At 43.3% G+C, this 22946-nt stretch carries 11 protein-coding genes and 1 pseudogene; 10 read left to right on the top strand and 2 right to left on the bottom strand.

Annotated features, from left to right (window positions below):
- Positions 1-136 precede the first annotated feature (136 nt).
- Positions 137-5179 carry a hypothetical protein gene (locus tag F8N35_RS02955; RefSeq protein WP_293049854.1) on the bottom strand — a complete coding sequence of 1681 codons (5043 nt, stop codon included), beginning with the start codon at positions 5177-5179 and terminating at the stop codon, positions 137-139.
- 525 nt (positions 5180-5704) lie between these two features.
- On the opposite strand from F8N35_RS02955, the gene F8N35_RS02950 reads away from it, so the two are divergent.
- From F8N35_RS02950 to F8N35_RS02935, 4 genes are all read left to right on the top strand, one after another.
- The gene (locus tag F8N35_RS02950; protein ID WP_068700992.1) at positions 5705-5968 is read left to right on the top strand and encodes a type B 50S ribosomal protein L31; all 264 of its coding nucleotides are present in this window, start codon (positions 5705-5707) and stop codon (positions 5966-5968) included.
- Positions 5969-6128: 160 nt separating this feature from the next.
- The gene (locus F8N35_RS02945) at positions 6129-7646 is read left to right on the top strand and encodes a 4Fe-4S binding protein (protein WP_293049853.1); all 1518 of its coding nucleotides are present in this window, start codon (positions 6129-6131) and stop codon (positions 7644-7646) included.
- 233 nt (positions 7647-7879) lie between these two features.
- Positions 7880-10126 (top strand): ribonuclease R, encoded by a 2247-nt coding sequence (gene rnr, locus F8N35_RS02940; RefSeq protein ID WP_293049852.1) that lies wholly within the window; start codon positions 7880-7882, stop codon positions 10124-10126.
- A 29-nt stretch (positions 10127-10155) separates the two neighbouring features.
- Positions 10156-10893 carry a hypothetical protein gene (locus F8N35_RS02935; protein WP_293049851.1) on the top strand — a complete coding sequence of 246 codons (738 nt, stop codon included), beginning with the start codon at positions 10156-10158 and terminating at the stop codon, positions 10891-10893.
- 172 nt (positions 10894-11065) lie between these two features.
- Here the strand turns inward: F8N35_RS02935 and F8N35_RS02930 are convergent, their stop codons facing one another.
- Positions 11066-11929: a histidinol-phosphatase gene (locus F8N35_RS02930; RefSeq protein ID WP_293049850.1), complete on the bottom strand. Its 864-nt coding sequence runs from the start codon at positions 11927-11929 to the stop codon at positions 11066-11068.
- A gap of 359 nt (positions 11930-12288) precedes the next feature.
- Between F8N35_RS02930 and F8N35_RS02925 the strand changes: the two are divergent.
- The 6 genes and pseudogenes from F8N35_RS02925 to F8N35_RS02900 all read left to right on the top strand — a co-directional run.
- Positions 12289-13425: pseudogene (locus F8N35_RS02925) on the top strand (THUMP domain-containing protein); the annotation flags it as partial.
- A 93-nt stretch (positions 13426-13518) separates the two neighbouring features.
- On the top strand, positions 13519-15315 hold the full coding sequence (locus F8N35_RS02920) for a long-chain fatty acid--CoA ligase (protein WP_293049849.1): 1797 nt from the start codon (positions 13519-13521) through the stop codon (positions 15313-15315).
- A gap of 89 nt (positions 15316-15404) precedes the next feature.
- Positions 15405-16499 carry a Nif3-like dinuclear metal center hexameric protein gene (locus tag F8N35_RS02915; RefSeq protein ID WP_293049848.1) on the top strand — a complete coding sequence of 365 codons (1095 nt, stop codon included), beginning with the start codon at positions 15405-15407 and terminating at the stop codon, positions 16497-16499.
- 94 nt (positions 16500-16593) lie between these two features.
- Positions 16594-17364: a C4-type zinc ribbon domain-containing protein gene (locus F8N35_RS02910; RefSeq protein WP_293049847.1), complete on the top strand. Its 771-nt coding sequence runs from the start codon at positions 16594-16596 to the stop codon at positions 17362-17364.
- Between the two features lie 99 nt (positions 17365-17463).
- Positions 17464-18228: a nitroreductase family protein gene (locus F8N35_RS02905; RefSeq protein ID WP_293049846.1), complete on the top strand. Its 765-nt coding sequence runs from the start codon at positions 17464-17466 to the stop codon at positions 18226-18228.
- Between the two features lie 107 nt (positions 18229-18335).
- Entirely contained in the window at positions 18336-22925 is a 4590-nt protein-coding gene (locus F8N35_RS02900) for a M6 family metalloprotease domain-containing protein (protein ID WP_293049845.1), read from the top strand.
- Positions 22926-22946: the final 21 nt, after the last annotated feature.

The following is a 22946-nucleotide window of genomic DNA, read 5'->3' as shown; positions in this document are numbered from 1 at the left end:
GCTAAAAAGGTGTTGCAAATAAGCTATTTAACGTTTAAAACAACAAAAGAGTCTCTCGAGTTAAACAATTCATAATTTCATTTTAACCCGACTGACCCTTTTGCAAATTAAAAAAATTATTGTTCAATTTTCAGGGTTAATGCTTCACTACAATTCGGGAAAAAGTTCCTTTTTCGGTCGTAACTTTTACAAGATAGGCTCCCGGAAATGGCAACTGAAACTGAAAATTAGTGCCGCAATTCGCCATAGCACGAATCAATTGTTGATTCATGCGGAATAAATATACCCGCAATAGAGGATCTTTGCTGGTAATAACTACTTTACCATTGCTCTCGTAGATGTGTATTCCCCATTTTTCTAACACATCCTCTTTGTCGTGGCTTTCGTCTTTTTTCTCAAATATCAGTTTGTAGCTAAACGAACCCGTAGAATCTATATTGGCACTATAATTCCCTTTGGAAATATTGTGCGAAGTACCGGCCGGATCAACGAGGTAAACCGTCTTAAATTTGCTACTTTCCTGCAAAGAAAACGTGTAGCTTCCTTTTTGCTGAATAGTAACACTAAGGGGTATTTCCATTGATGTTCCTGTAAATGGCAGCGTATTTACTGAAAGCGCAAGATCACTGCCTGTCGCATAAGTACTCATTTGAATACTATTTCCAGACAGGCCTCCCATTGTGGGCGCATCTTCGATGGCTGCAGCTTCTGCACGAGCGCTGTCATTAAAAATCACATATGTGTTGTATTTCAAATTATTCCCTTCAAGGTGTAATCTGAATACTTCTGGCTTAGTTTCGGATGTTGTCGAAAATGGGAACGCTCTTGTGCGTAAAGGAGCTGTCCCATTCCCGCTTGTACTGATTTCTGCGGTTGAAGTTGTTGTTGCCGTGCCGTATGTCTGAATAAAAAAGGTTCCATAGGCAGACAATCCATTGTCGGTATAGTACGACGATACGGTAGGTATTACATCGTAAGTATCCTGATCTGCAATGTAGAGCCAAATAGAGCCGGATGTGTACGGATTTGCATTCCACAATGGTACTGAACCGAATTTTGCCGTACGTGCAAATGGGTTTGCTATCAGGTTCCATCCTTTGTCATACCAGGGACGTGACGTCTCAGTATAGCTGACAGGATCCGTTAATGTTGCTGCGGCATCCGAGATTGTAGATCCTTTCTGAGCCGGAACAATAAGGGTAGTACTTACAGGTTGATCCGGCACTTTGGCATTTAATGATGCGGCATACCCTCTGCCGGGCACGAACCATTTCAGATTTGGATCTGTCAGGTTGGTACCCATGTAGGGCTTCCATGCCGATTTGTTCGCCCCGTTAATGGCACGAATGGATTCGGTATATTGGTCGGACCTTACGCTATTTTCGATTTTCAACCCATCAATACTATCCAACCGTGCCGATGTAAAAGGAAAGCCCATAAAAGTCCAGTAAGCGAGTCCGCTCGATCTGTATTTTGTCAGCTTTCGGAGATACAAAGTAGAGTCGGCCTTAATGCTTCCATTATAAATAATTGGAGCCGTAGTGTTGTCGTCCTGAATAAAAAGCACTTTAGGCTTAACAGTTGTAGAGCCTCCCAAATTAATCACCGAAACGGGTTTTGCCAACACTTCCTGCCCCGTAAGATTAGAAAGAGAAGGTGTGCCAGAAGCCCTGAAATAAGAAAACGTATTGGTCCCGCTGTTTGCATAAATACCATCACCGGATTGTTTCTGAATTGCACCCATATCAATTTTTCCACCATAACTTCTGGGCTGCCCGTACACGTCAATCGGCTGACTGTTAGCCGAAAGCAATCCGGCATCAAGACAGGGAGAAATGAGTTGAAGCTCATAATTTCCTTTGCGTTTTTTGAAGTTGGGAGACCTGTGAAACAAATTTATGTTACCTGTTCCGTTTGAGAAAGATATCCATTTATTAAGAGGAGTATCGTTGGAGGCAGAGGCTGTAGACAAAGCCGTGTAAGTAGCCGTTATTTTTGCTGTATCGGCAAGCGCATCAAAGTTTGCCTTATTTCCCCATATAATCGAGTTAGTAAGCGTTGCGGAGCCCGTTCCTCCCGGAATAGAAATAGCGTAGCTTCCATTATTGGCTATTGTTGCGTTGGTAACTATCGCATTAGTTCCTCTTAATGTAACTGCATTACCGACATTGTCGGTGAGCAACGCATTGGATACGGAGGATGCCGTCCCTGCCGACAATGCATCTCCCAAATTGGAAATGATTTGGCAATTGCGAAGAGTAGCGCTGTCAGGTAGGGAAACGGCGCTGCTACCAGCAACTGTTCCGCTTATGGTAAAACCATCAATGGTTGCCCCCGCCCATGTTGGACTACCGGTGCCGTTTATATATGTTTCGGTAGCTGCCGGATTGTAACTTACAATTGAAGTGGCATTTAGGCTTAACAGTCGTACCTTGTTTGTGATGAGATCTGTTCGCTGTGTTGGTTTTGTGAAAATTTCGTTGTAATTACCGGGAAATTCCGATGCTTGTGTCCCCGTAAATCCACCGATAAGAGACAGGTTAGTTCTTAAAATGAACGTTGCCGTCGCATCAGAGACATTCGCTCCTGTCGCATTTTTAGTTGGAATAAATCCGGTGCTGCTTTTTGCAACCCAAACCTGAGGAAAGTCATACTGGTCATATTGATCCAATCCAAATTGCAATGACGCGTAAGGATATGTCCAGTTTCTGCCTCTGCATTTCTCATCCAGTTTATTGCCGGCAGCATCATTCACATAAAAAATACGGGGAGTTACTTCATAACAACCGATATCAGGAACTCCTGAGCCTGAATTTTTCCGGTATAAATCCCGTAAATCAGAAGTGGGAGGTGTTGGCGCTCCGACGGGGTATCCTACTGGAACAATGGCAGTTCCATTATTGCAAAGAGTTGAAAAATTGCCCTGTAGTCTGTAGTCTGCAACCGGATCTGATGTGCCGGGATTGACAAAATATGGTGCATTGGAGGAACCTGTGTTGGTCGTTCCGAATAAAAACGAGCCTGTACCTAATGATCCGGCAGCAGTGTTAGCGTTTTTAGGAGGAATATACCCGGATTTGAATGTATTGTATGCCTCTCTGAACGGTGGGTATGTTGAACTGCTTGCTGCGCTTGTAAGCCCATCCCACAAAGCATTGTTGTAAACATAACACCTTATGGTTGTATAGTCTCCGTTATCATCGGCTGCTGCCGAAGCATATTTGATACGCAGACCCGGACCATCAGTAGATGAATTATTGGCAATGGTATTATTGACAATATAACTTGGGACGTAAGTGCCGGTGTTCATTTTGACCAAAGAAAGATTGATCGCGCCACCTTTTTCTGCGGTGTTGTCATAAATCAAACAATTGATGACTTTGGCATTACCCCGAATCATTCGTATGGCACCTCCAGAACAATTGCCGGAACCATCAAAATATGCCTTATTATGACGGATAATGCAATTCAAAAGATTTCCGCCTCCAAGCATAAGTGCGCCGGCACCGTCATCTTTTGGTCCTCCGGCAATGTTGTTTTCTATTATACAATGACTTATGATGCTATTATTGACCATAAATACTCCGGCACCACAACACTCATCATATTGAGTAGCTGTAGCCGAAGGACGTATCATGTTTGCTCCGGTTATGGTAAATCCGTCCCATGTGGTTGAATTCGTAAATCCTGTCAAAAGAGCAGCGTCATAATTAACCGCGCCACTGTTCCAGACTAATGAATAAAGAGGTCCTAAAACCCTTTGCTTGTCTCCTCCATGAAGAACTGTAGCATAATTGGGGTCGTTTGAAAGCAGCAGCCTATCCTGAAATCCGGCACTATTATTGTCGGCAGTTCTGTATTCACGAAATCCACCATAGACATCAACACCATCTCTCATCAAAAAATTATTCGACCACTCATACCATAAGTACCCCGTAGATGAAGTGTATGTCTGATAACCATCTGTCAGATCATAACCTGAGTCATGATAATAATCACCGGCCGCCACGCAAACCATACCCTTCGGTGTTTGAGCATTGGCTGTTTCAACGGCTTTTTGAACAGTCGCAAATGCCTGAGACCATGAAAGTCCCGTATTGCTATTATTTCCATTATAAGCACGTACATAGTAGATTGGCCTAGGCTGAACGACTACAGTTGTATACGATTTGCATCCGGAGATATCTTTTGCATAAACGGTATAGGTCCCTGCCGACAGTCCACTAAAAGTATTTCCCGACTGGTAAGTTATATCATCCAAACTGTATGTATAGGAAGTTCCGCCGGCAGCAGTAGCGGTTATGGTTCCTGTGCTTCCACCTGAATAGGTAGCTGTCGCAGATGCCGATACCGTTATCCATGTAAATATAATTTGTCCATTAGCTCCAAAACCACCATTTCTGGTTGAACTCGAGGTTCTATATGCTCCACCGCCGCCACCACCGGGAATACTACCCGAGCTACCATCACCCTGCGTACTGCTACGACCACTTCCTCCGGCGCCACCACCTGTAGGTGCCGTTGCTCCTGTTGCACCAGATGCACTATTTCCGTTTGATGCATTTCCGGCAGAAGAGCCACCGCCACCGCCGTATGTTCCGCTACCAGCAGCACCAGAGCCGCCATTGTATCTGACAGTTCCAACACCGCTACTTGCAGCTCCTCCGTTTGCTCCCGACGTTGAGTTATCAACAACACTATTACCTCCTTTTGCCAACAAGGTTAAAGCATCTATGAAGTACGAATCGCCACCGGAAGATGTTGAAGTTGCGCCTGCTCCAACTACGTAATTATAATTATAACCAGGAGTTACGGAAATAATACTTTGGCTATAGGCTCCACCGCCGCCTCCGCCTCCACTCCCGTTAGTTGTTCTGGAACCGCCTTTGCCTCCACCGCCCCAAGCTTCCACTTTGAGGGATGTAACTCCTGTTGGCACTGTAAAACTACCACTGGATGTGAATGTTTGAGTGGTTTGAGCAAAAACAGCTGGACATACCGTTAGAAATATAAAACAAACCGCCAAACATACAGACGTATATATGCTTGTGCGTGTCATCTTACTCTGAAAATCCCTACCGGGAATGTCCGGTTTTGTTTCTGTCTTTGAAACATTATCGGAGCTTACTTTTTGTGGAAAACGTGGTTTAGAACTTTGTTGACCGAAGATCTGGGACATGTTTTTTTGGTGCATAAGTATAGTGTTATATTCACGGATTATCAGTATTAGTATGGCGCTCCTGTTTTGGTTCAGAAAAAAGAGTGCTAAAATTGCAAACAGAATAAAACTTTGGTGAATTCTTCTCAGATCTGGTTGGTGAATAGGCCCATAAAATAAATTAGCAAGAATCTGCCTGAGCTATTCAGAAGAAAATGATGTAGCTGCTTTAAAGCGAAGTTGCACTTTAAATAGATTTTGCAAATGTATGCGATTCTTAATATACAGGCAAATTTAATAATATTAATACAACACATTGAATAGTTAATACATGTTAATATATACGGTCATTTATTCAAAAACCCAGAAATTGTCAAATCACAACAAGAAGAGATGACACCATGAGATGCCGTGTCAGAGGTATTCTGAAAAATTCGACAACTCATTTCGTCATCAACAAAACAAATTTATTTCTCAATTCCAAAATGAATCACTATCTTTGCGGGCTCAAAAGTAAAACTCAACTAAATTAATTATAACACAACAATGAAAGCAGGAATTCATCCGGAAAGCTATCGACCCGTAGCGTTCAGAGATATGTCGAATGGCGATACATTTATCACCCGCTCGACTATTGCTACGAAAGAAACCGTTGAAATTGACGGGGTAACTTATCCTTTGGTAAAGCTCGAAATCTCTAGTTCTTCACACCCGTTCTATACCGGCAAACAAAAGCTGGTGGATACAGCAGGTCGTGTGGACAAGTTTATGAACCGTTACCAAAAGCACTTGGAAAACAAGAAGAAATAAGTTCGTCACTTTCATATTTAAACCTTACAAAGCCGTTTCAATCCAATTTGGGTTGGTACGGCTTTTTTGCTGACTACCTTAATCCGGGAAAGGCTTTCAAATTGCGCTAATTTGCTAACTTTGCATCACATCTCCGTTCTCTAAAAAAATCAATATCGATATGAAGTGGTTAAAATGGATTCGTGTTATTCTGGCTATCGTCCTGACGATACCTGTTTTTTTGTTGTTTATCGACTTTTTTCATCTTTTGCCACATGATGCGGCAAAACTGGCGCACCTTCAGTTAGTACCGGCGCTACTGGGTGGATTTTGGGGCGCTGCACTTTTTGTAGTTCTGCTGACGCTGATTTTCGGACGTTTGTACTGTTCGGTTATTTGTCCGGCCGGGGTGTTACAGGATGTATTTAACCGACTCACATCAAGAGGAGTAAAAAAGAACCGTGCAAAACGTTATTTCAAATACACAAAACCAAACAACTGGCTACGCTATTCTATTCTGGTTCTTACGGTAGTCGCGTTTGCAGTAGGTAGTTCATTCCTTGTAATACTACTCGATCCGTATAGCAACATAGGTCGTATGATGACCGACCTGGTTCGCCCGGCCTTGATTCCGCTCAACAACCTGATGGTGCCGGCTAACGCATCCGACAACAATTTTTTCCACCATATCAATTCTCTTGGTTTTGCTTTAGTTCCGGTAGCTATTGCAACCCTCTTTCTGATTACAATTGCCGTAATGTCGCTTTGGCGAGGACGCTTGTATTGCAACACGATTTGTCCCGTGGGAACATTCCTCGGTCTCTTTTCCCGTTTTGCTCCTTTCAAAGTGGTGGTAGACCATTCTGCATGTAATCACTGTGGCGTTTGTGCCCGTTCGTGCAAATCGCAATGTATCGACTCAAAAAACAGCGCAATCGATCATTCGCGTTGTGTTGATTGTTTCAATTGCCTTTCAACCTGCTCGCAGAGCGCTCTTAGCTATCGGTTTCAGTTGCCTGCAAAGAAAGCCGATACTGTTTCAGACACAGTCAAAAACAGTTCCCGTCGCAACTTCCTGATTGCAGGAGCAACTGCAGTAGCCACGGCTCCTGTTGCCATTGCACAAAACAAACTGGGGGTAAAGAAGGCTGAACCGATTATGCCTCCGGGTGCCGGAACGCGCGACAATTTCAATACAAAATGTACGGCTTGTCACCTGTGCGTGTCGGAGTGCCCCACACAAGTATTGCATCCAACAGCATTCGACTACGGTATCATGGGTATGATGCAGCCGAAAATGGCATTTAATAAAGGATTTTGCCAACCCGATTGTACGCATTGCTCCAACGTCTGTCCCTCGGGCGCACTTGTTCCGTTGACCCGTGAGCAAAAGCACATAACCCAGGTGGGCATTGCGCATTTTACACAGACCAGTTGTATCGTTTACAAGGAACATACCGACTGCGGTGCCTGTTCTGAACATTGTCCGACACAGGCAGTAAGCATGGTTGCCTATGTAGACGGTCTGCGAATCCCACATGTGGAGGATGCAATATGTGTAGGATGCGGCGGTTGTGAATATATTTGCCCGGCAACGCCGAAAGCGATAGTGGTTCACGCTAACATTGACCAGAAAATAGCAAAGCCCATTCCCAAAGGAGAAGCCAAAGAACAAAAGATAGAAAGTTTCGGCTTTTAATCTGTACTTTTAATAAGAAAAAACAAAGTGACCCTGAAAGTTTTTCACCTGACTTTTGGGGTCATTCCTTTTTCGCCCTGACAAACTTTTTATACCTTCCCGCACTCATGGTTTTCTACATATTATAACGTACCTTTGATTTATCAATTAATCACAACAGAATTTTCTGCAATTATCACACAAACAAGCCTTCTCTCTGAATTCTCAGGAATAGGCTCATAACACATATAAGAATGAAGGACAAAACTCCTAAAACCGAAGGCCGGATGCGAAAAGCTGACCTCAAACGCTCCGTTACCAATTTATTTAACCAGGAACCCAACCGTTCATTCAATTACAAACAGGTTTCTCATATACTGGGACTGACCAAGACTCCCCTGAAACAAATGGCCACCGAAATCCTAAGCGAACTTTCGGACAACGGCACCCTCATTGAGATTGAAAGAGGGAAATTCCGACTCAATATCAGAGGTGGAAATATCACCGGAACTATCGACCGCACATCGCGTAAAACTTACCTGATACCCGACGACGGCGGAGCTCCTATTTTCATTTCGGAACGAAACCTCAATCGCGCCATGGACAAGGACTATGTAAAGGCATTTCTCTATGCCGGACGTAAAGGTCGTCAGCCCGAAGCCGAAGTATTGGAAGTGGTAAAGCGTGCCAAAGAAACCTTTGTGGGGGTACTCGATATTACGGGATCTTACGCTTTTTTGGTCGTTAATAAGAAATATCTGTCGAATGATATTTTCATTCCCGCCGACAAGCTAAAAGGGGGAAAGAACGGACAAAAGGCATTGGTTAAAATGGTTCGCTGGGAGGAACAAGACAAGAATCCGGTGGGAGAAGTCATTGATATTCTTGGAGATCAGGGCGACAATAACACCGAAATGCACGCCATTCTGGCCGAATTCGGATTACCATACAAATATCCGGAAAAAGTAGAAGCAGAGGCCGAAAAGATCGATGCCGGAATCACAGCAGAGGAGATTGCCAAACGTATTGATTGCCGCGACATCGTCACCTTCACCATCGACCCGCGCGATGCCAAGGACTTTGACGACGCCCTATCGTTGCGCAAACTCGATAATGGATTCTGGGAAGTGGGAATCCACATCGCCGACGTAACACATTACGTGAAGCCCAAAACTATCATCAACGAAGAAGCCGAAAACCGCGCAACTTCTATCTATTTAGTCGACCGCACGATACCGATGTTACCCGAAAAGCTCTCTAACGGGCTCTGTTCATTACGCCCTAACGAGGAAAAACTCACTTACTCTGTGTTGGTACAAATGGACGACGAGGCGAATATTCATGATTACAAAATCGGGCGTACCGTTATCGAATCCGACCGGCGCTTTACCTACGAAGAGGCGCAGCAGATTATAGAAACCGGCGAGGGCGATTACAAAGAAGAAATGTTGCAACTCGACAAGCTGGCAAAAATATTACGTGAACGCCGTTTCAAAGCTGGAGCCATCGCTTTCGACCGGGTAGAAGTGCGCTTCGAGATCGACGAAAAAGGCAAACCTACCAGCGTATTCTTCAAAGAAGCGAAAGACTCCAATAAACTGGTGGAAGAATTTATGCTATTGGCCAACAAAACAGTGGCTACACATATCGGCAAACCCGGCAAAGGGCGCAAGGGAAAAACCTTTGTTTACCGTATCCACGACGAGCCGAACCCCGAAAAATTACAAAATTTCGCGCAGTTCATCCACCGCTTCGGGTACAAACTGAAGACGTCGGGCAAAAAGAGCGAAGTATCGTCCGCTGTCAACCACTTACTGGACGAGGTACAGGGCAAAAAAGAGCAAAACCTGATTGAAACGCTGGCTGTACGCTCAATGGCAAAGGCCGTTTACAGTACCGAAAATATCGGGCACTACGGACTGGCTTTCGACTACTATACTCACTTCACTTCGCCTATCCGTCGTTATCCAGATATGATGGTGCATCGCCTGCTGACCCGTTATGCCGAAGATAAACCGAGCGTGAATGCTTCGGAATGGGAAGGACGCTGCCAGCACAGCAGCGATATGGAACAACTGGCCGCCAATGCCGAACGTGCTTCCATCAAATACAAACAGGTGGAATTTATGAGCGAACGGCTTGGACAGGTATTCGACGGGGTGATCTCCGGCGTAAGTGAATGGGGCATTTACGTGGAACTGAACGAAAACAAGTGCGAGGGCATGATTCCCATCCGCGATCTGGACGACGATTTCTATATCTTCGACGAAAAAAACTATTGTCTTGAAGGACATCGTTTCCGTAAAAAATTCCAGTTAGGCGATGCCATCACCGTGCAGGTAGCCCGCGCTAACCTCGACAAAAAACAGCTCGATTTTGCTCTGGTACACGAAGGTGAAGAAAAACCTACCGTCTCAACCACCTATCCTTCGGCACGCAAAGAGAGCAGAAGCAAGGGAAAAAGTAGCGGAACAAAGAAAGGGGGAAGAAGGAGAAGGTAAAATTAAAGTTGAACTATGAACATTATACCATGACAATTGAGATTGTTTCATATTACCACGGATTATCAGATGCTTTGCGTCTAAATCTAACAAGCAATATTATAAACAGTTCCAAATCTGATTTATTATTGTTTAGTGGGCATACTATCGGATTTGTAAATGATATCGAAGTTCTAAAAGATCTAATCACCAACAAGACAATTGAAGTTGTCTTCGAATTAGAAAATATTAATACGGATAAAATTCGCAATTGTCTTTATCGCATCACAAAAGGACAGTTAATAAACCTCTATACAAATCAAATTCTAACACAATCTTCCGACATAGAGGGCAACTATCAATTAGCAGATAGGCTTTTACATGAATTTGAAACCAATAGAACTTTTAGTATAAATGGAATTTCTGTCTTGATAATTCAATGCGGAGAAATAAATATTTTAAAAAACATACAAAGTGAAGACAATCGAGTTGAATTTAGGTTATCAGACGATAAATCCTTACTTGAAAGATTCAATGACATCTTAAGCAAAACAAAAATCATACTAAACCCAATTCATACTCCAATGGGAAACCAAGGAAAGATGTTAAAAAGAAGAGAATTTTTATCTCAGAATAAACGGTATTACTTTTCTTCATGTAACACAAAGGAAAATTCGCATAATATAGATATCAAGAGTCTTCAATATGCTTTTTTTAATAGTACGTTACTGACTAATGTTGATATACAAAGAACTGAATATTCAATAAGTAGAATTTACGAGATTTAAATTAACTGATCAAGCAAATAATTTCCACCAAAATCAGCACAAAAAGAACAAATTTCACTCTACAAAATATCAGAATAACACAATTTTCCAAACATAAAAAATTCAACCATTAAGGCATTGAACATTCAGATTTATCTTTATGTTCAATGCCTTAATGGCAAAATAGCCTAATCTATGCGAGCGCGAATTGCCGCTTTCCCTCCCACTCTGCCGGCTGCCACGAGCCGTTGATCAGTTGATGAACGGAGGTAATACCAGCGGCTTTCAGAGCCTGATAGGCAGGAACAAAGCCTTCGAGAATATTGGTAGGATAATGACAATCGGAATTGACAACAACCGGAATGTCGAGTTCTTTGAGCAGAGGAAAAAACTGTATATCAGGATAAGTAAATCCTTTCACCACGAGCGATTTTGTATTGATCTCCACAATCATCCCCTTCTCTTTTATCAGCATGAGCAAATCGCCCACCAGATTAAGGTAGTGCGGGTCACGAATGGAAAACTCCGGACATTTCGAAGCGTTGAGAGCGATCTTGTCCATATGCCCCACAATCTGAAAACCGCCTTTTGCGACCATTGCACGACTTGCTTCAAAGAAACGGTGGACTAATGCCCACACATCACCATCGTATCCGGTTTGCAGTCCGTGATTGAATTTGTCGAAACTGCCATCTATCGACATAAACGAACCGTCGGGCAGGCGATCGAGGTAATGTACCGAACCGATCAGATAATCCAGATCATCGACTGGATAAAAAACATCCTGCACTTCGAACACTCCGTGAATATAATCCATTTCAAGACCAAGAAAGAGTTCGATTTGACCGGCATATTTCTCTTTGAACCGCCTGAATTCGGCTTTGTATTCGGGCAAATCGTCGGCACGCATGTTCCAAAACGTATCGAATGGCAGCGGAGCATGTGACGAGAATCCGTACCGTTTTAACCCTTTGGCAATGGCAAAATGCACGAATTCTTCCATCGAGCTGCGACCGTCGCAAAAATTGCAATGACTGTGATAATTGGATAAGAACATGAGGGCGATTTACGATTTCATCATTTACGATTTACGATTGAAATCTGCTAAAAAATAACATTTTAGCGTTCATCATAAATTCCAATAGCAATCCTAAAGATAATATTGATTTGTCATTGCAAAATTAGCATTTTTACCGCATAGTGCCGAAATAAGGACATTCCTCTCTCCTCATAAAGAATTTTAATTCAGTCCGCTGATTTTAGGAATACTGCACGACTTCTTGCAACCATATTGCGTTTCAGAACAACAATTACAGGCAAAAATAGCTACCTTTGCTCTTTGATCTGCGAGACCCAATCTCACATCGCAAACGACTAAACTGTAAATAAAACAACGTGTTACAAAAAGAATTCGACATCATCGTAAAAACCTTCCAGGGACTGGAAGAAGTTCTGGCAAAAGAACTAACCGAACTTGGAGCCAACAATATTGAATTGCAACGCCGTGCCGTAAAATGCACCGGCGACCTCAAACTCCTTTATCAGGCAAATTTCCGTTTACGTACCGCATCGCGGATTTTAGTACCAATAGCCACCTTCAAAGCAAACAACCCCGACGAGGTTTACGAGTTAGTTAAGCGACTCAACTGGTCGCAATACATGGATGTGAACACCTCATTCGTTATTGATTCGACGGTCTATTCCGACGACTTCCGTCACTCAAAGTTCGTCTCCTACAGGGTGAAAGATGCCATTGCCGACTATTTTATGGAACGCTTCAAGAAAAGACCTTCCGTACAACTCACTAATCCAGACTTATACATCAACATTCATATAGCGCAAAACAACTGTACGCTTTCACTGGACAGTTCAGGAGAGTCGTTGCACAAGCGCGGCTACCGGAGCGACCAGACCGAAGCTCCGCTCAACGAAGCGTTGGCTGCCGGAATGATTCTGCTTTCGGGCTGGCAGGGCGAAACCGACTTTATCGACCCCATGTGCGGATCGGGTACGCTGCTGATCGAAGCGGCTCTTATTGCTCTGAACATTGCACCGGGCATCTACCGAAACAGCTTTGCATTCGAAAAATGGAAGAACTTCGACGAAGAGCTTTTTGACAATATTTACAACGATGACAGCGGCGAACGACCTTTCACCCATACTATTTATGGATCCGACATGTCGATGCGCGCTATCCGTATTGCCGAAGCAAACGTAAAAAGCGCAGGTCTTTCAAAATACATCAAGCTTGAAGTAAAGCCGATGCAAGATATTGAAGAACCCAAAGAACCGGCATTGGTTCTTTTCAACCCGCCTTACGGAGAACGTCTGGTAACCGAAGACCTGATCGGGTTATACGAAATGATTGGTCGCATATTGAAACATAAATTTTCAGGCATGACAGCCTGGATCATCAGTTCCAACTTCGAATGTTTGGCGAAAATCGGGTTAAAACCTTCAAAAAGGATCAATCTGCTTAACGGTGCGCTACCCTGCGAATTCCGATGCTACGAATTATTCTCCGGGAAGCGGGATAAATTCTTACAAGATAACATCGCCCGGTAAGTTGATCATGAATTCTGACCTGAAATCCGATTCCGAAAACCACTTTTTAATTGAAAAAATCACACAAACCTACGATTAATCATGTCTATTCCCCATTTTTCCAAAATCATATTCCGGCAGGCAGAAAAATATCAGGATCGCAACGTGTTCTTCACGCGCGACAACGAAACTAAAACATGGAACCCTATTACGTGGAAGCACTTTGCCGATCAGGTAACAAAAGCTTCCCGTTCGCTGATTACTATAAACACAAAACGGGGAGACCGAATAGGTATCTACACGCAAAATATGGCGGAGAGTTTTTATGTAGACTTTGCCAATTTTGGAGTAGGAGCCATTTCTGTCCCAATGTTCGCCACATCCTCCATTTCTCAGATTGCATATATCATCAACGATGCCGGAATAGAAACCCTCTTTGTGGGAGAACAAACCCAATACGACAATGCACTGAAAGCAGCAGACAATTGCCCGGGATTGGAACGAATCATTGTGTTCGATCCAACCGTAAATCTCCATAACAATGGGTTGGCATTCTACTACAAAGACTTTATTGACCTCGGCAGTGCCAAACATGATAAAGAGATTGCCGAACGACAGGCACAAGCCTCTCCCGACGACATCGCCATTATCATGTACACTTCGGGTACCACCGGAGAACCCAAAGGCGTTATCCTGAACCACTCCAATTTTCTGGAAGCCATGCGCATTCACGATCTGGCGCTTCCTACTTTCAGTGAGAATGATCGTTCCATCGCATTCCTTCCTCTTTCTCATATATTTGAAAGAGCCTGGTGCTACTACTGCCTCTACCGGGGAGCTGTCATCTATATCAACCTGCGACCACAGGAAATTCAAACCGCAATCCGCGAAGTGCGCCCCACTGTCATGTGTAGCGTTCCCCGCTTTTGGGAAAAAGTTTACATCGGCGTCAAAGAACAAATCGATTCGTTCAAACCGTACATGAAAGGTATTGTAACATGGGCGCTGGCTTTAGGTGAAATTTACAACCTGAATTATCTGCGTCAGGAGAAAAAACCGCCTTTGTTCCTGAAACTAAAATACAAGCTGGTTGACAAACTGATTTTCTCAAAAGTAAAGAAAACCGTAGGAATAGAAAACGCCAACTTCTTCCCGACTGCCGGAGCCGCTCTCGAAGATGGCATCAATGTTTTTCTGCGCAGTATGGGAATTCCCATTATAATCGGTTACGGACTAACAGAAAGTACCGCTACTGTATGTTGTTTCCGCCCTACCCGTTATGTGATAGGCTCTGCCGGGAAAATCATGGATGGACTGGAAGTCCGCATTGGCGAGGACAATGAAATTCAGTTGAAAGGCAAAACCATCACCCAAGGCTATTACAAGAAACCTGAGGCCACGGAGGCCGCTTTCATCGACGGCTGGTTCAGAACAGGTGATGCCGGAAAAATCGATAACGAAGGTAACATCACGCTGGTGGAACGCATCAAAGATCTCTTCAAAACGTCGAACGGGAAATACATTGCGCCACAGCAAATCGAGATGAAACTGGGGACAAGCAAATATGTCGATCAGGCAGCTGTGATCGGCGACCAACGCAATTATGTGACTGCAATCATAGTTCCGGCTTTGCCTGAAGTTGAAAAACTGGCTTCAGAACGCAACATCCACTATAAGCTAATTGATGAATTACTGACTCACCATGACATTGTCACTTTCTACCAGAATCTTATAGATTCCCTGCAACAGGAAATGGCGTCATATGAGAAAATCAAAAAGTTCACGCTTATCAAAAAAGGGTTCACCATCGAATCGGGAGAAATGACCTCCACCCTGAAATTGCGCCGTGCCGTGATCATGCAAAACTACCGGAAGCTGATTGACGAAATGTACAAATAGAGAGCAAAGAACCAAGAGCAAAGAATAAAGACTTGTATCTATCAAAACAGTCCAATCATTAATTGTTAATTATTAACCATTAATCACTTATGATCGTTCAGAAAATTTGTGCTGCCTTAGAAGATTTTGCCCCGCTGGCGTTACAGGAAAGCTATGACAATGCAGGTCTGCAGGTCGGCAAACGCACCGATACTATCAATGGTGTTTTGCTCTGCATCGACATTACCGAAGAGGTTATAGATGAAGCCATCAAACACAGCTGCAACCTGATTATCTCTCACCACCCGCTCATCTTCAAAGGATTGAAAAGGCTAACCGGAGACGATTATGTGCAACGTTGTGTAATCAAGGCCATTCAAAACGATATTGCCATCTATTCTGCCCACACGAATCTTGACAGTGTGGTGGAAGGGGTTAACGGGCGCATTGCGCAAAAGATCGGTCTGACCGACTGCCGAATTCTGGCTCCGGAAGAAGGACGACTATTGAAACTCGTCACATTCGTTCCTGTCGCGGAAGTCGATAAAGTACGCGTGGCTCTTTTTGCTGCCGGAGCGGGACAAATCGGCAATTACGATTCGTGCAGCTACAACAGCGAAGGATTCGGCACATTCAGAGCAGGCGAAGAGAGCAATCCTTTTGTAGGCAAAATCAACGAGCTGCACCACGAACCGGAAATTCGCCTCGAAGTGATAGTCCCTACAAATCTCAGGTTCAATGTTCAACAAGCTTTAATTGCTGCTCATCCGTACGAAGAACCAGCTTTCGACTGGATTCCACTGGCCAACGAATGGCAGCAAACCGGAATGGGAATGATCGGTGAACTGCCACAACCAGAAGACGAAACCGAATTTTTGAAACGACTAAAAACTACGTTCAATGCAGGAGCCATCCGGCATACACGCTTGCGGAGAAAACAGGTGAAAAAGGTTGCTGTTTGCGGAGGTTCGGGTGCTTCATTGCTGAGCACGGCGATTCGGGCAAAAGCAGATATTTTTGTTTCTGCCGACTTCAAGTACCACGATTTCTTCGGAGCCGAAAACCGGATTGTAGTGGCCGACATAGGTCATTATGAATCAGAGCAATTCACAAAAGAGATATTTTTTGAGCAAATACAAAAAAAATTGCCTACATTTGCAGTCCGTTTCGCAGAGTGCAATACAAATCCTGTAAACTATTTGTAAGTAAGCACTTTCGGATTCCAAGCGAGTCCCGGACAGCAGGAAAATCAAGAAAAAACGGCACAATAAAACGTAAAATTGTAAATTCAATACCGTTATGGCTACAGAAGCAAAAAGCGAAAAAGAAATTTCAGTCGAAGAAAAATTGAAAGCTCTGTATGAATTGCAAACAGTTGCAACAGAAATCGACAAAATCAAGACTTTGCGTGGTGAATTACCCCTTGAAGTTCAGGATTTGGAAGACGAGATTGCAGGTTTGCAGACCCGTATAGACAACTACACCACTGAAGTACAAGACCTTCAGAAACAAGTAGCTGCCCACAAGGTTGAAATCACGGAAGCCAAAACGAAAATCGATAAATACACCGAACAACAGGATAATGTCCGCAACAACCGCGAATACGACTTCCTGTCGAAAGAAATTGAATTCCAGACTTTGGAAATCGAATTGAGCGAAAAAAGAATCCGTGATGCGCAGGCATCAATCACTTACAAAAACGAGGAGATTGCAAAAGCCACCGAACTTTTGAACGAAAGAAACATAGACCTCAACCAGAAAAAGAGCGAGCTCGACGAAATTGTTTCTGAAACCAAACAGGAAGAAGAAAAATTGCGTGAACGCGCAAAAGAAATCGAAGGCATGATCGAACCGCGATTGCTGACAGCTTTCAAACGCATTCGCAAAAACGTTCGCAACGGTCTTTCCGTGGTAACTATTCAGCGTGACGCTTGTGGTGGTTGTTTCAATAAAATTCCGCCCCAACGACAAATGGAAATTCGTCTTCGCAAAAAAGTTATCGTATGTGAGTATTGCGGACGAATCTTAGTGGATCCTGAAATAGATACCCCTTCAGAACCAATGGAATAAACGAATTTTATTCAACTTCAACATAACGCAAGCCTTGCATCCGTATATCTCTTTCAGATATCGATGTAAGGCTTTTGTTTTATTATAAATGCAATAACAATGAAGACAATAGAAGAAATATTTTTGAACAGAACCTCGGTAAGACGTTACGAACGCAAACCAATTGAACCCGAAAAACTGGAGTTCATTTACAAGGCAATCCAGAATACACCAACCAGCTACAACGGCCAACAATTTTCGGTTATTTCCATCACCGATCAGGACATGAAACTAAGGCTTTACGAACTGATTGGACAAAAACAGATAAAAACATCGGCTGTATTTATGGTGTTTTGCGTGGACTTCCACAAACTACAGCAATTTGCAGAAGCCACCGACACGGAATTTCCCCGCTTTCAGGACACAATGGATGGATTTATGGTAGGCGTAATCGACGCTGCTTTAGCCATGGAGAATGCAGTAATTGCAGCCGAATCGCTGGGATTAGGATCTTGCTGCATCGGTTATACCCGTACGGCAGCCCCGGCTGAACTGGCAAAAATACTTCAACTACCCGAAGGAGTATGTGTTATTTGCGGCTTATCAATCGGATATCCGTCGGAGCAGCCCGACCTGAAACCCAAAATGCCCTTATCGCTGGTAATTCATGAAAACCACTACCGGACAGACGATATCAAGCCTGAGCTATTGGCTTACAATGAAGAAGTGACGGCATACAATGCCGTGCGTGCCGGCGATAAAACCACCAACGACTGGGGAAAACACATCCTTGATTACCATACCATTGCACTAAAGTATGACATGGAAAGTTATGTACGCAAACAAGGATTTAAGATTTATTCAGACGGTCAAAATAAACAATAAAAGACTGATCTTAACAAAGAAAAGTAATATCTTTGCAAAACAAAGCATAATTCGAATGAATTATGCTTTGTTCATTTTAAGGCTACACTAATCAACCAATAATCTATATGAGAAAACTTCTACTTATTTTACTTACCTGCATTGTATCTATACCACAACTATTTGCTATTCCTGCTTTTCCTTACCCCATCAAGTACACACAACCCGATGGTAGTGAAATTACTATTCAGCTTAAGGGTGATGAAAGAGTACATTGGGCCGAAACCGGAGACGGATTCACACTGCTCAGCAATGGTAAAAATGGATGGGAATATGCCATTGCCGATTCTCAGGGCAACTTAAAAAAGTCGGGTATAATTGCGCATGAAACAAACAAAAGAACAACGAAAGAGGCATTGTTTGTAAAAAGTCTTTCTAAGAAGCTCCGTTTCAGTAAAAGCCAAATAAGTATACTTAAATCAGTATGGGAAGCCAAAACAGGAGAAGAACAACTTATCGGCACCGGATCTTTTTTCAAGGGCACAACTCCCAATACACCTGTCTCTACAAAAGGAGTTAACAGAGTATTCACACCACGGGGTACGAAAAAACTTCTCATGATCCTTATCCAGTACCCAGACTTACACTTCACTTATACAAAGCAAAATTTTTACGACTTAATGAATACCCAGAATTATAATCTGGAAGGTGCGCATGGTTCTGTAAGAGATTATTTTCTGGAGCAATCGTATGGACAATTTGACATACAAACTGACGTCGTAGGTATTTACACCGCAAAAAACAATATGGAATATTACGGGACTGATGCAGCTGATGGCACTCACGATCCTCATGCGGATGAATTAATGCTGGAGGCCGTTCAGGATGCGGATGCGGATGTCGATTTCTCCCAATACGATAACGATGGAGATGGATCCGTTGATGGTGTCTACATTGTGTATGCGGGATACGGACAAGCCTCCAGTGGTATTGCCAATACTATCTGGCCCCATGCAGGTGGCATTGCTGGACAAACTTTTGACGGCAAAACCGTATCCAAATATTCATGTTCCAATGAATTGAATTATAATGGATCTACAAAACCCGGCACTATAACTACTATCGGTGTAATTTGCCATGAATTCGGTCATGTATGCGGTGCTCCGGATTATTATGACACGGACTATGCCACAAACGGCAACTTTCCCGGAACCGGCTATTGGGATGTGATGTGTTATGGAGTTTATAATGGCACGCCAAGCGGAAGCCAACCTGCGCATCAGAATCCTTTTGAGAAAGTGCGTAATGGCTGGATTACGCCCGTGACATTAACCGGAGCAACATCTTTGTCCATACCGGATATTACATCGAACCGTTCCATTTATATCTATAACACAACTACTCCGGGCGAATATTTTATGCTGGAAAATCGTCAGCAAAACGGGTTTAATGCTGCTTGTCCCGGACATGGATTGCTAATCTATAAATTCAGTCAGACTTATTGGAATACCCATGCCAACAATGCGGCCCCACAAGGATACTACGTCGTAAGCGCCAATTGCACTTCATCTCCCACTACAAGCTCCGATCCGTCTACTTATGGGACAGTAAACAGTGCTTCGTGTCCTTTCCCTGGAACAGGCAGTAAGGCTTCATTTACTGATGCAACAACCCCAAGTGCACAATCCTGGGCTGGAGCAAACACAGGCTATCCCCTGACCAATATCGCAGAAAACAGTAGTGTGATCACATTGTGCTTCAATGGTTGCCCCTCAGTCAATTCTATTCAGAGCTTTAAAGCTATTGGCGCCAGTTCCACGCAAATCAACCTTTCGTGGCTCAACAGCACCAAAGTAATTATTGCGCGGAATACCACAAATACATTTGGAAGCCCTGTCACTGGCACGACCTATTCTGTTGGAAATACGCTAACTGGAGGTGGCGACATAGTCTTTGCAGGAACAGCCTCATCGTTTAGCGACAACTCCGGCTTATCGGCTTCAACGACCTATTATTATCAAATATGGGCTACGGACGTATCAGCAAATTTTTCGTTAGCAAGCGCAGCCAATGCATCTACAACATGTTCGGCACTATCACAACCTCTATTTTCAGAAGGCTTTGAAGGTGGAGTTATACCGGGATGCTGGACACAAGAATATGTTTCTAACACATACAACTGGACAATTGCTACCAAGTCTGGCTATTCAAGCACTCCGGCGGCAGCTCATAGCGGCAGCAAACTGGCTCTGTTTTATGATGGCGCCTGGAAATCACCTGTTTCAAGACTGATTACACCTCCGCTCGATTTATCTGATGCGGCTAAGCCAACGCTCAAATTCTGGCACACACAAGCCAAATCAAACTCTAATCAGGATATTTTGTACGTGTATTATCGCACGTCTGCCACAGCCGATTGGGTGTTACTGCAACAATACAATGGAAACATTCAAAACTGGACTTTGGAAAGCATGAATCTTCCAAATCCATCATCAACATATTACATCGCTTTCGAAGGACATGCGGCTAATGGATGTGGTATTTGCTTAGACGATGTGGAAGTCTGGAAAGATGGCGGCACAAACAAATGGATCGGCATAACAAGTACCGACTGGTTTACAGCGTCCAACTGGTCGGCTGGGGTTATACCTACCTCTACAAATGATGTGGAAATTCCGTCAGGAACACCTTACAGTCCTATCATCTCAACAACAGGAGCTGTTTGTAACAACATCACGATTGACATCAGTGCTACGGTAGAAATGGGCTCTAGTAGTACCAATGATTTAACTATCAGTGGCTCCATTACAAATAACGGCATATTATCGGCTACATCCACGAACAGTACGATTAACATAGCCGGTGACTGGACTAACAATGGCATATTTAATTATGGAACAAGCAGTGCTGGCTGTACTGTTATTTTTAACGGAACAAATGATTTACAAACAATTGGTGGAACGACATCAAGTACGGGATTCTATAATATGGTAGTCAACAAAGGGTCACAAGGTAGGATTCTTGAGGTTAAATCTGTGATAACTCTTAATAATACTACATCTTCCGGAACTACCCCATTAAACCTTTCCAGCGGGACGTTCAAACTTTCCAGTGCTTCTACAATCACGCCATTTAATGCAACGCCAACAATTCAGTCCTCGGCATGTTTATGGAATAATGGCGGCACAATTAATCCAACTGCAAAAAATATATTTTTATATGGAAGCTTTAGGAATAGCGCAGGGGTAACAAACTTTGGCAATGTGTATAGTTTGAACGGAATGAATTTTACGATTGAAGGCGGAATAGTGAATATCTCCGGTTATTTGGGACCTCAAAATGGATCAGGAACCCCAACTGTTACATACAATCAGTCAGGAGGAATACTTAATTTGAATGTTGCAGTCTCATATATTCCATTTAACATTAATACTACAACTTCAACATTCAATATGAGCGGAGGTACTATTGCTATTCAAAAAGCATCTACAACAGCATCAGATTATCAAAACCTTGCCGGAACAAACAATGTTGTAACCGGAGGTATGCTGCAAATAGGCAATGGATCAACAGCGACAAACCAAACCATTCATATCAATAGCACGGCACCTATCTATAACTTGACGGTAAATTCTTACAATGCTCCAACAGCTCAATTGGTAACCAATCCACTTACGGTTTTAGGTGATGTGACTATCGGTTCTGGCGCAAAACTCGACCTGAATTCGTTGAACCTTTCAGTAGGTGGCAACTGGACAAATAACGGAGGAAATTTAACTGCTACACCTACAGGAACTATTACTTTCAATGGTTCTAACGCACAAAGCATTGGAGGAAGTGCAGCAACTACATTTAACAATTTATCTCTCAGCGGCACGAGCGAAAAGAGTGTCATTTTATTGTTGAATAACGTGGATGCTACAGTTGATGGAGCACTCACCTTTACATACGGAGTTATCACCACAGGCAACAACAAACTGATTATTCCTGCCTCGGGTAGTGTGTCAAGGACTTCCGGACACGTGAATGGAAATCTGCAAAAGAACGTTTCAACAGGGACTGCCGTAACGCAAACTTACGAAATTGGTGATGCTACAAACTATACTCCGGCATCTGTTTCCTTCGCCAATGTTTCAACCGCAGGAACCCTTACCGGTAGCACTACAGCAGGTGATCATCCTCAAATTGGCTCTTCAACTCTCGATCCTGACAAGAGTATTAACCGGTACTGGACTCTGACAAACAACGGCATTGGCTTCACCACTTATGATGCTACTTTCAATTTTGTATCAAACGATTTGGATGCTTCGGCAAATACATCAAATGTTATTGGTGGAAACTATGCTTCAGCTACATGGTCTTCCCCTGCTCCAAATGTGGGCACAAAAACTACCACATCAACCCAATTATTAGGGCTTAACTCTTTTGGAGACTTCGCATTTGCAGAAAAGAAAGTTGCGACCGGGATTGCTGACGTAAGCTCTGACAAATCTGTTCTTGTGTACAGAAACACGCTGAACCAGATTGTGGTTAGCATTGCAAGCGACGACCCAAGTGAAGCTTTGATATCCGTTTACAACTCAACAGGGCAAACAATTGCAAGAAAGAGAAGTGCTCAAGCTGTTACGGTTCTGGATGCTCATTTACAAGCTGGCGTATATATGGTAGCTATACAAAAATCAGGTAAAGTTCTGCTAAAGAAAATTGTAATCAATTAGTCATTACAAATCGATACCTAT

The organism is Paludibacter sp., assembly GCF_009712605.1.
GTDB lineage: Bacteria > Bacteroidota > Bacteroidia > Bacteroidales > Paludibacteraceae > Microbacter.
Note: the sequence above shows the minus strand (reverse complement) of the source record. Positions and strands in the feature narration are given on the sequence as shown.

Bases quoted from the DNA above. Each gene is read 5' to 3' on its own strand.
- F8N35_RS02930 (WP_293049850.1), bottom strand. From the start codon at position 11,929: ATGTTCTTATCCAATTATCACAGTCATTGCAATTTTTGCGACGGTCGC.
- F8N35_RS02955 (WP_293049854.1), bottom strand. From the start codon at position 5,179: ATGTCCCAGATCTTCGGTCAACAAAGTTCTAAACCACGTTTTCCACAA.
- F8N35_RS02950 (WP_068700992.1), top strand. From the start codon at position 5,705: ATGAAAGCAGGAATTCATCCGGAAAGCTATCGACCCGTAGCGTTCAGA.
- F8N35_RS02915 (WP_293049848.1), top strand. From the start codon at position 15,405: ATGATCGTTCAGAAAATTTGTGCTGCCTTAGAAGATTTTGCCCCGCTG.
- F8N35_RS02910 (WP_293049847.1), top strand. From the start codon at position 16,594: ATGGCTACAGAAGCAAAAAGCGAAAAAGAAATTTCAGTCGAAGAAAAA.
- F8N35_RS02905 (WP_293049846.1), top strand. From the start codon at position 17,464: ATGAAGACAATAGAAGAAATATTTTTGAACAGAACCTCGGTAAGACGT.
- rnr (WP_293049852.1), top strand. From the start codon at position 7,880: ATGAAGGACAAAACTCCTAAAACCGAAGGCCGGATGCGAAAAGCTGAC.
- F8N35_RS02920 (WP_293049849.1), top strand. From the start codon at position 13,519: ATGTCTATTCCCCATTTTTCCAAAATCATATTCCGGCAGGCAGAAAAA.
- F8N35_RS02900 (WP_293049845.1), top strand. From the start codon at position 18,336: ATGAGAAAACTTCTACTTATTTTACTTACCTGCATTGTATCTATACCA.
- F8N35_RS02935 (WP_293049851.1), top strand. From the start codon at position 10,156: ATGACAATTGAGATTGTTTCATATTACCACGGATTATCAGATGCTTTG.
- F8N35_RS02945 (WP_293049853.1), top strand. From the start codon at position 6,129: ATGAAGTGGTTAAAATGGATTCGTGTTATTCTGGCTATCGTCCTGACG.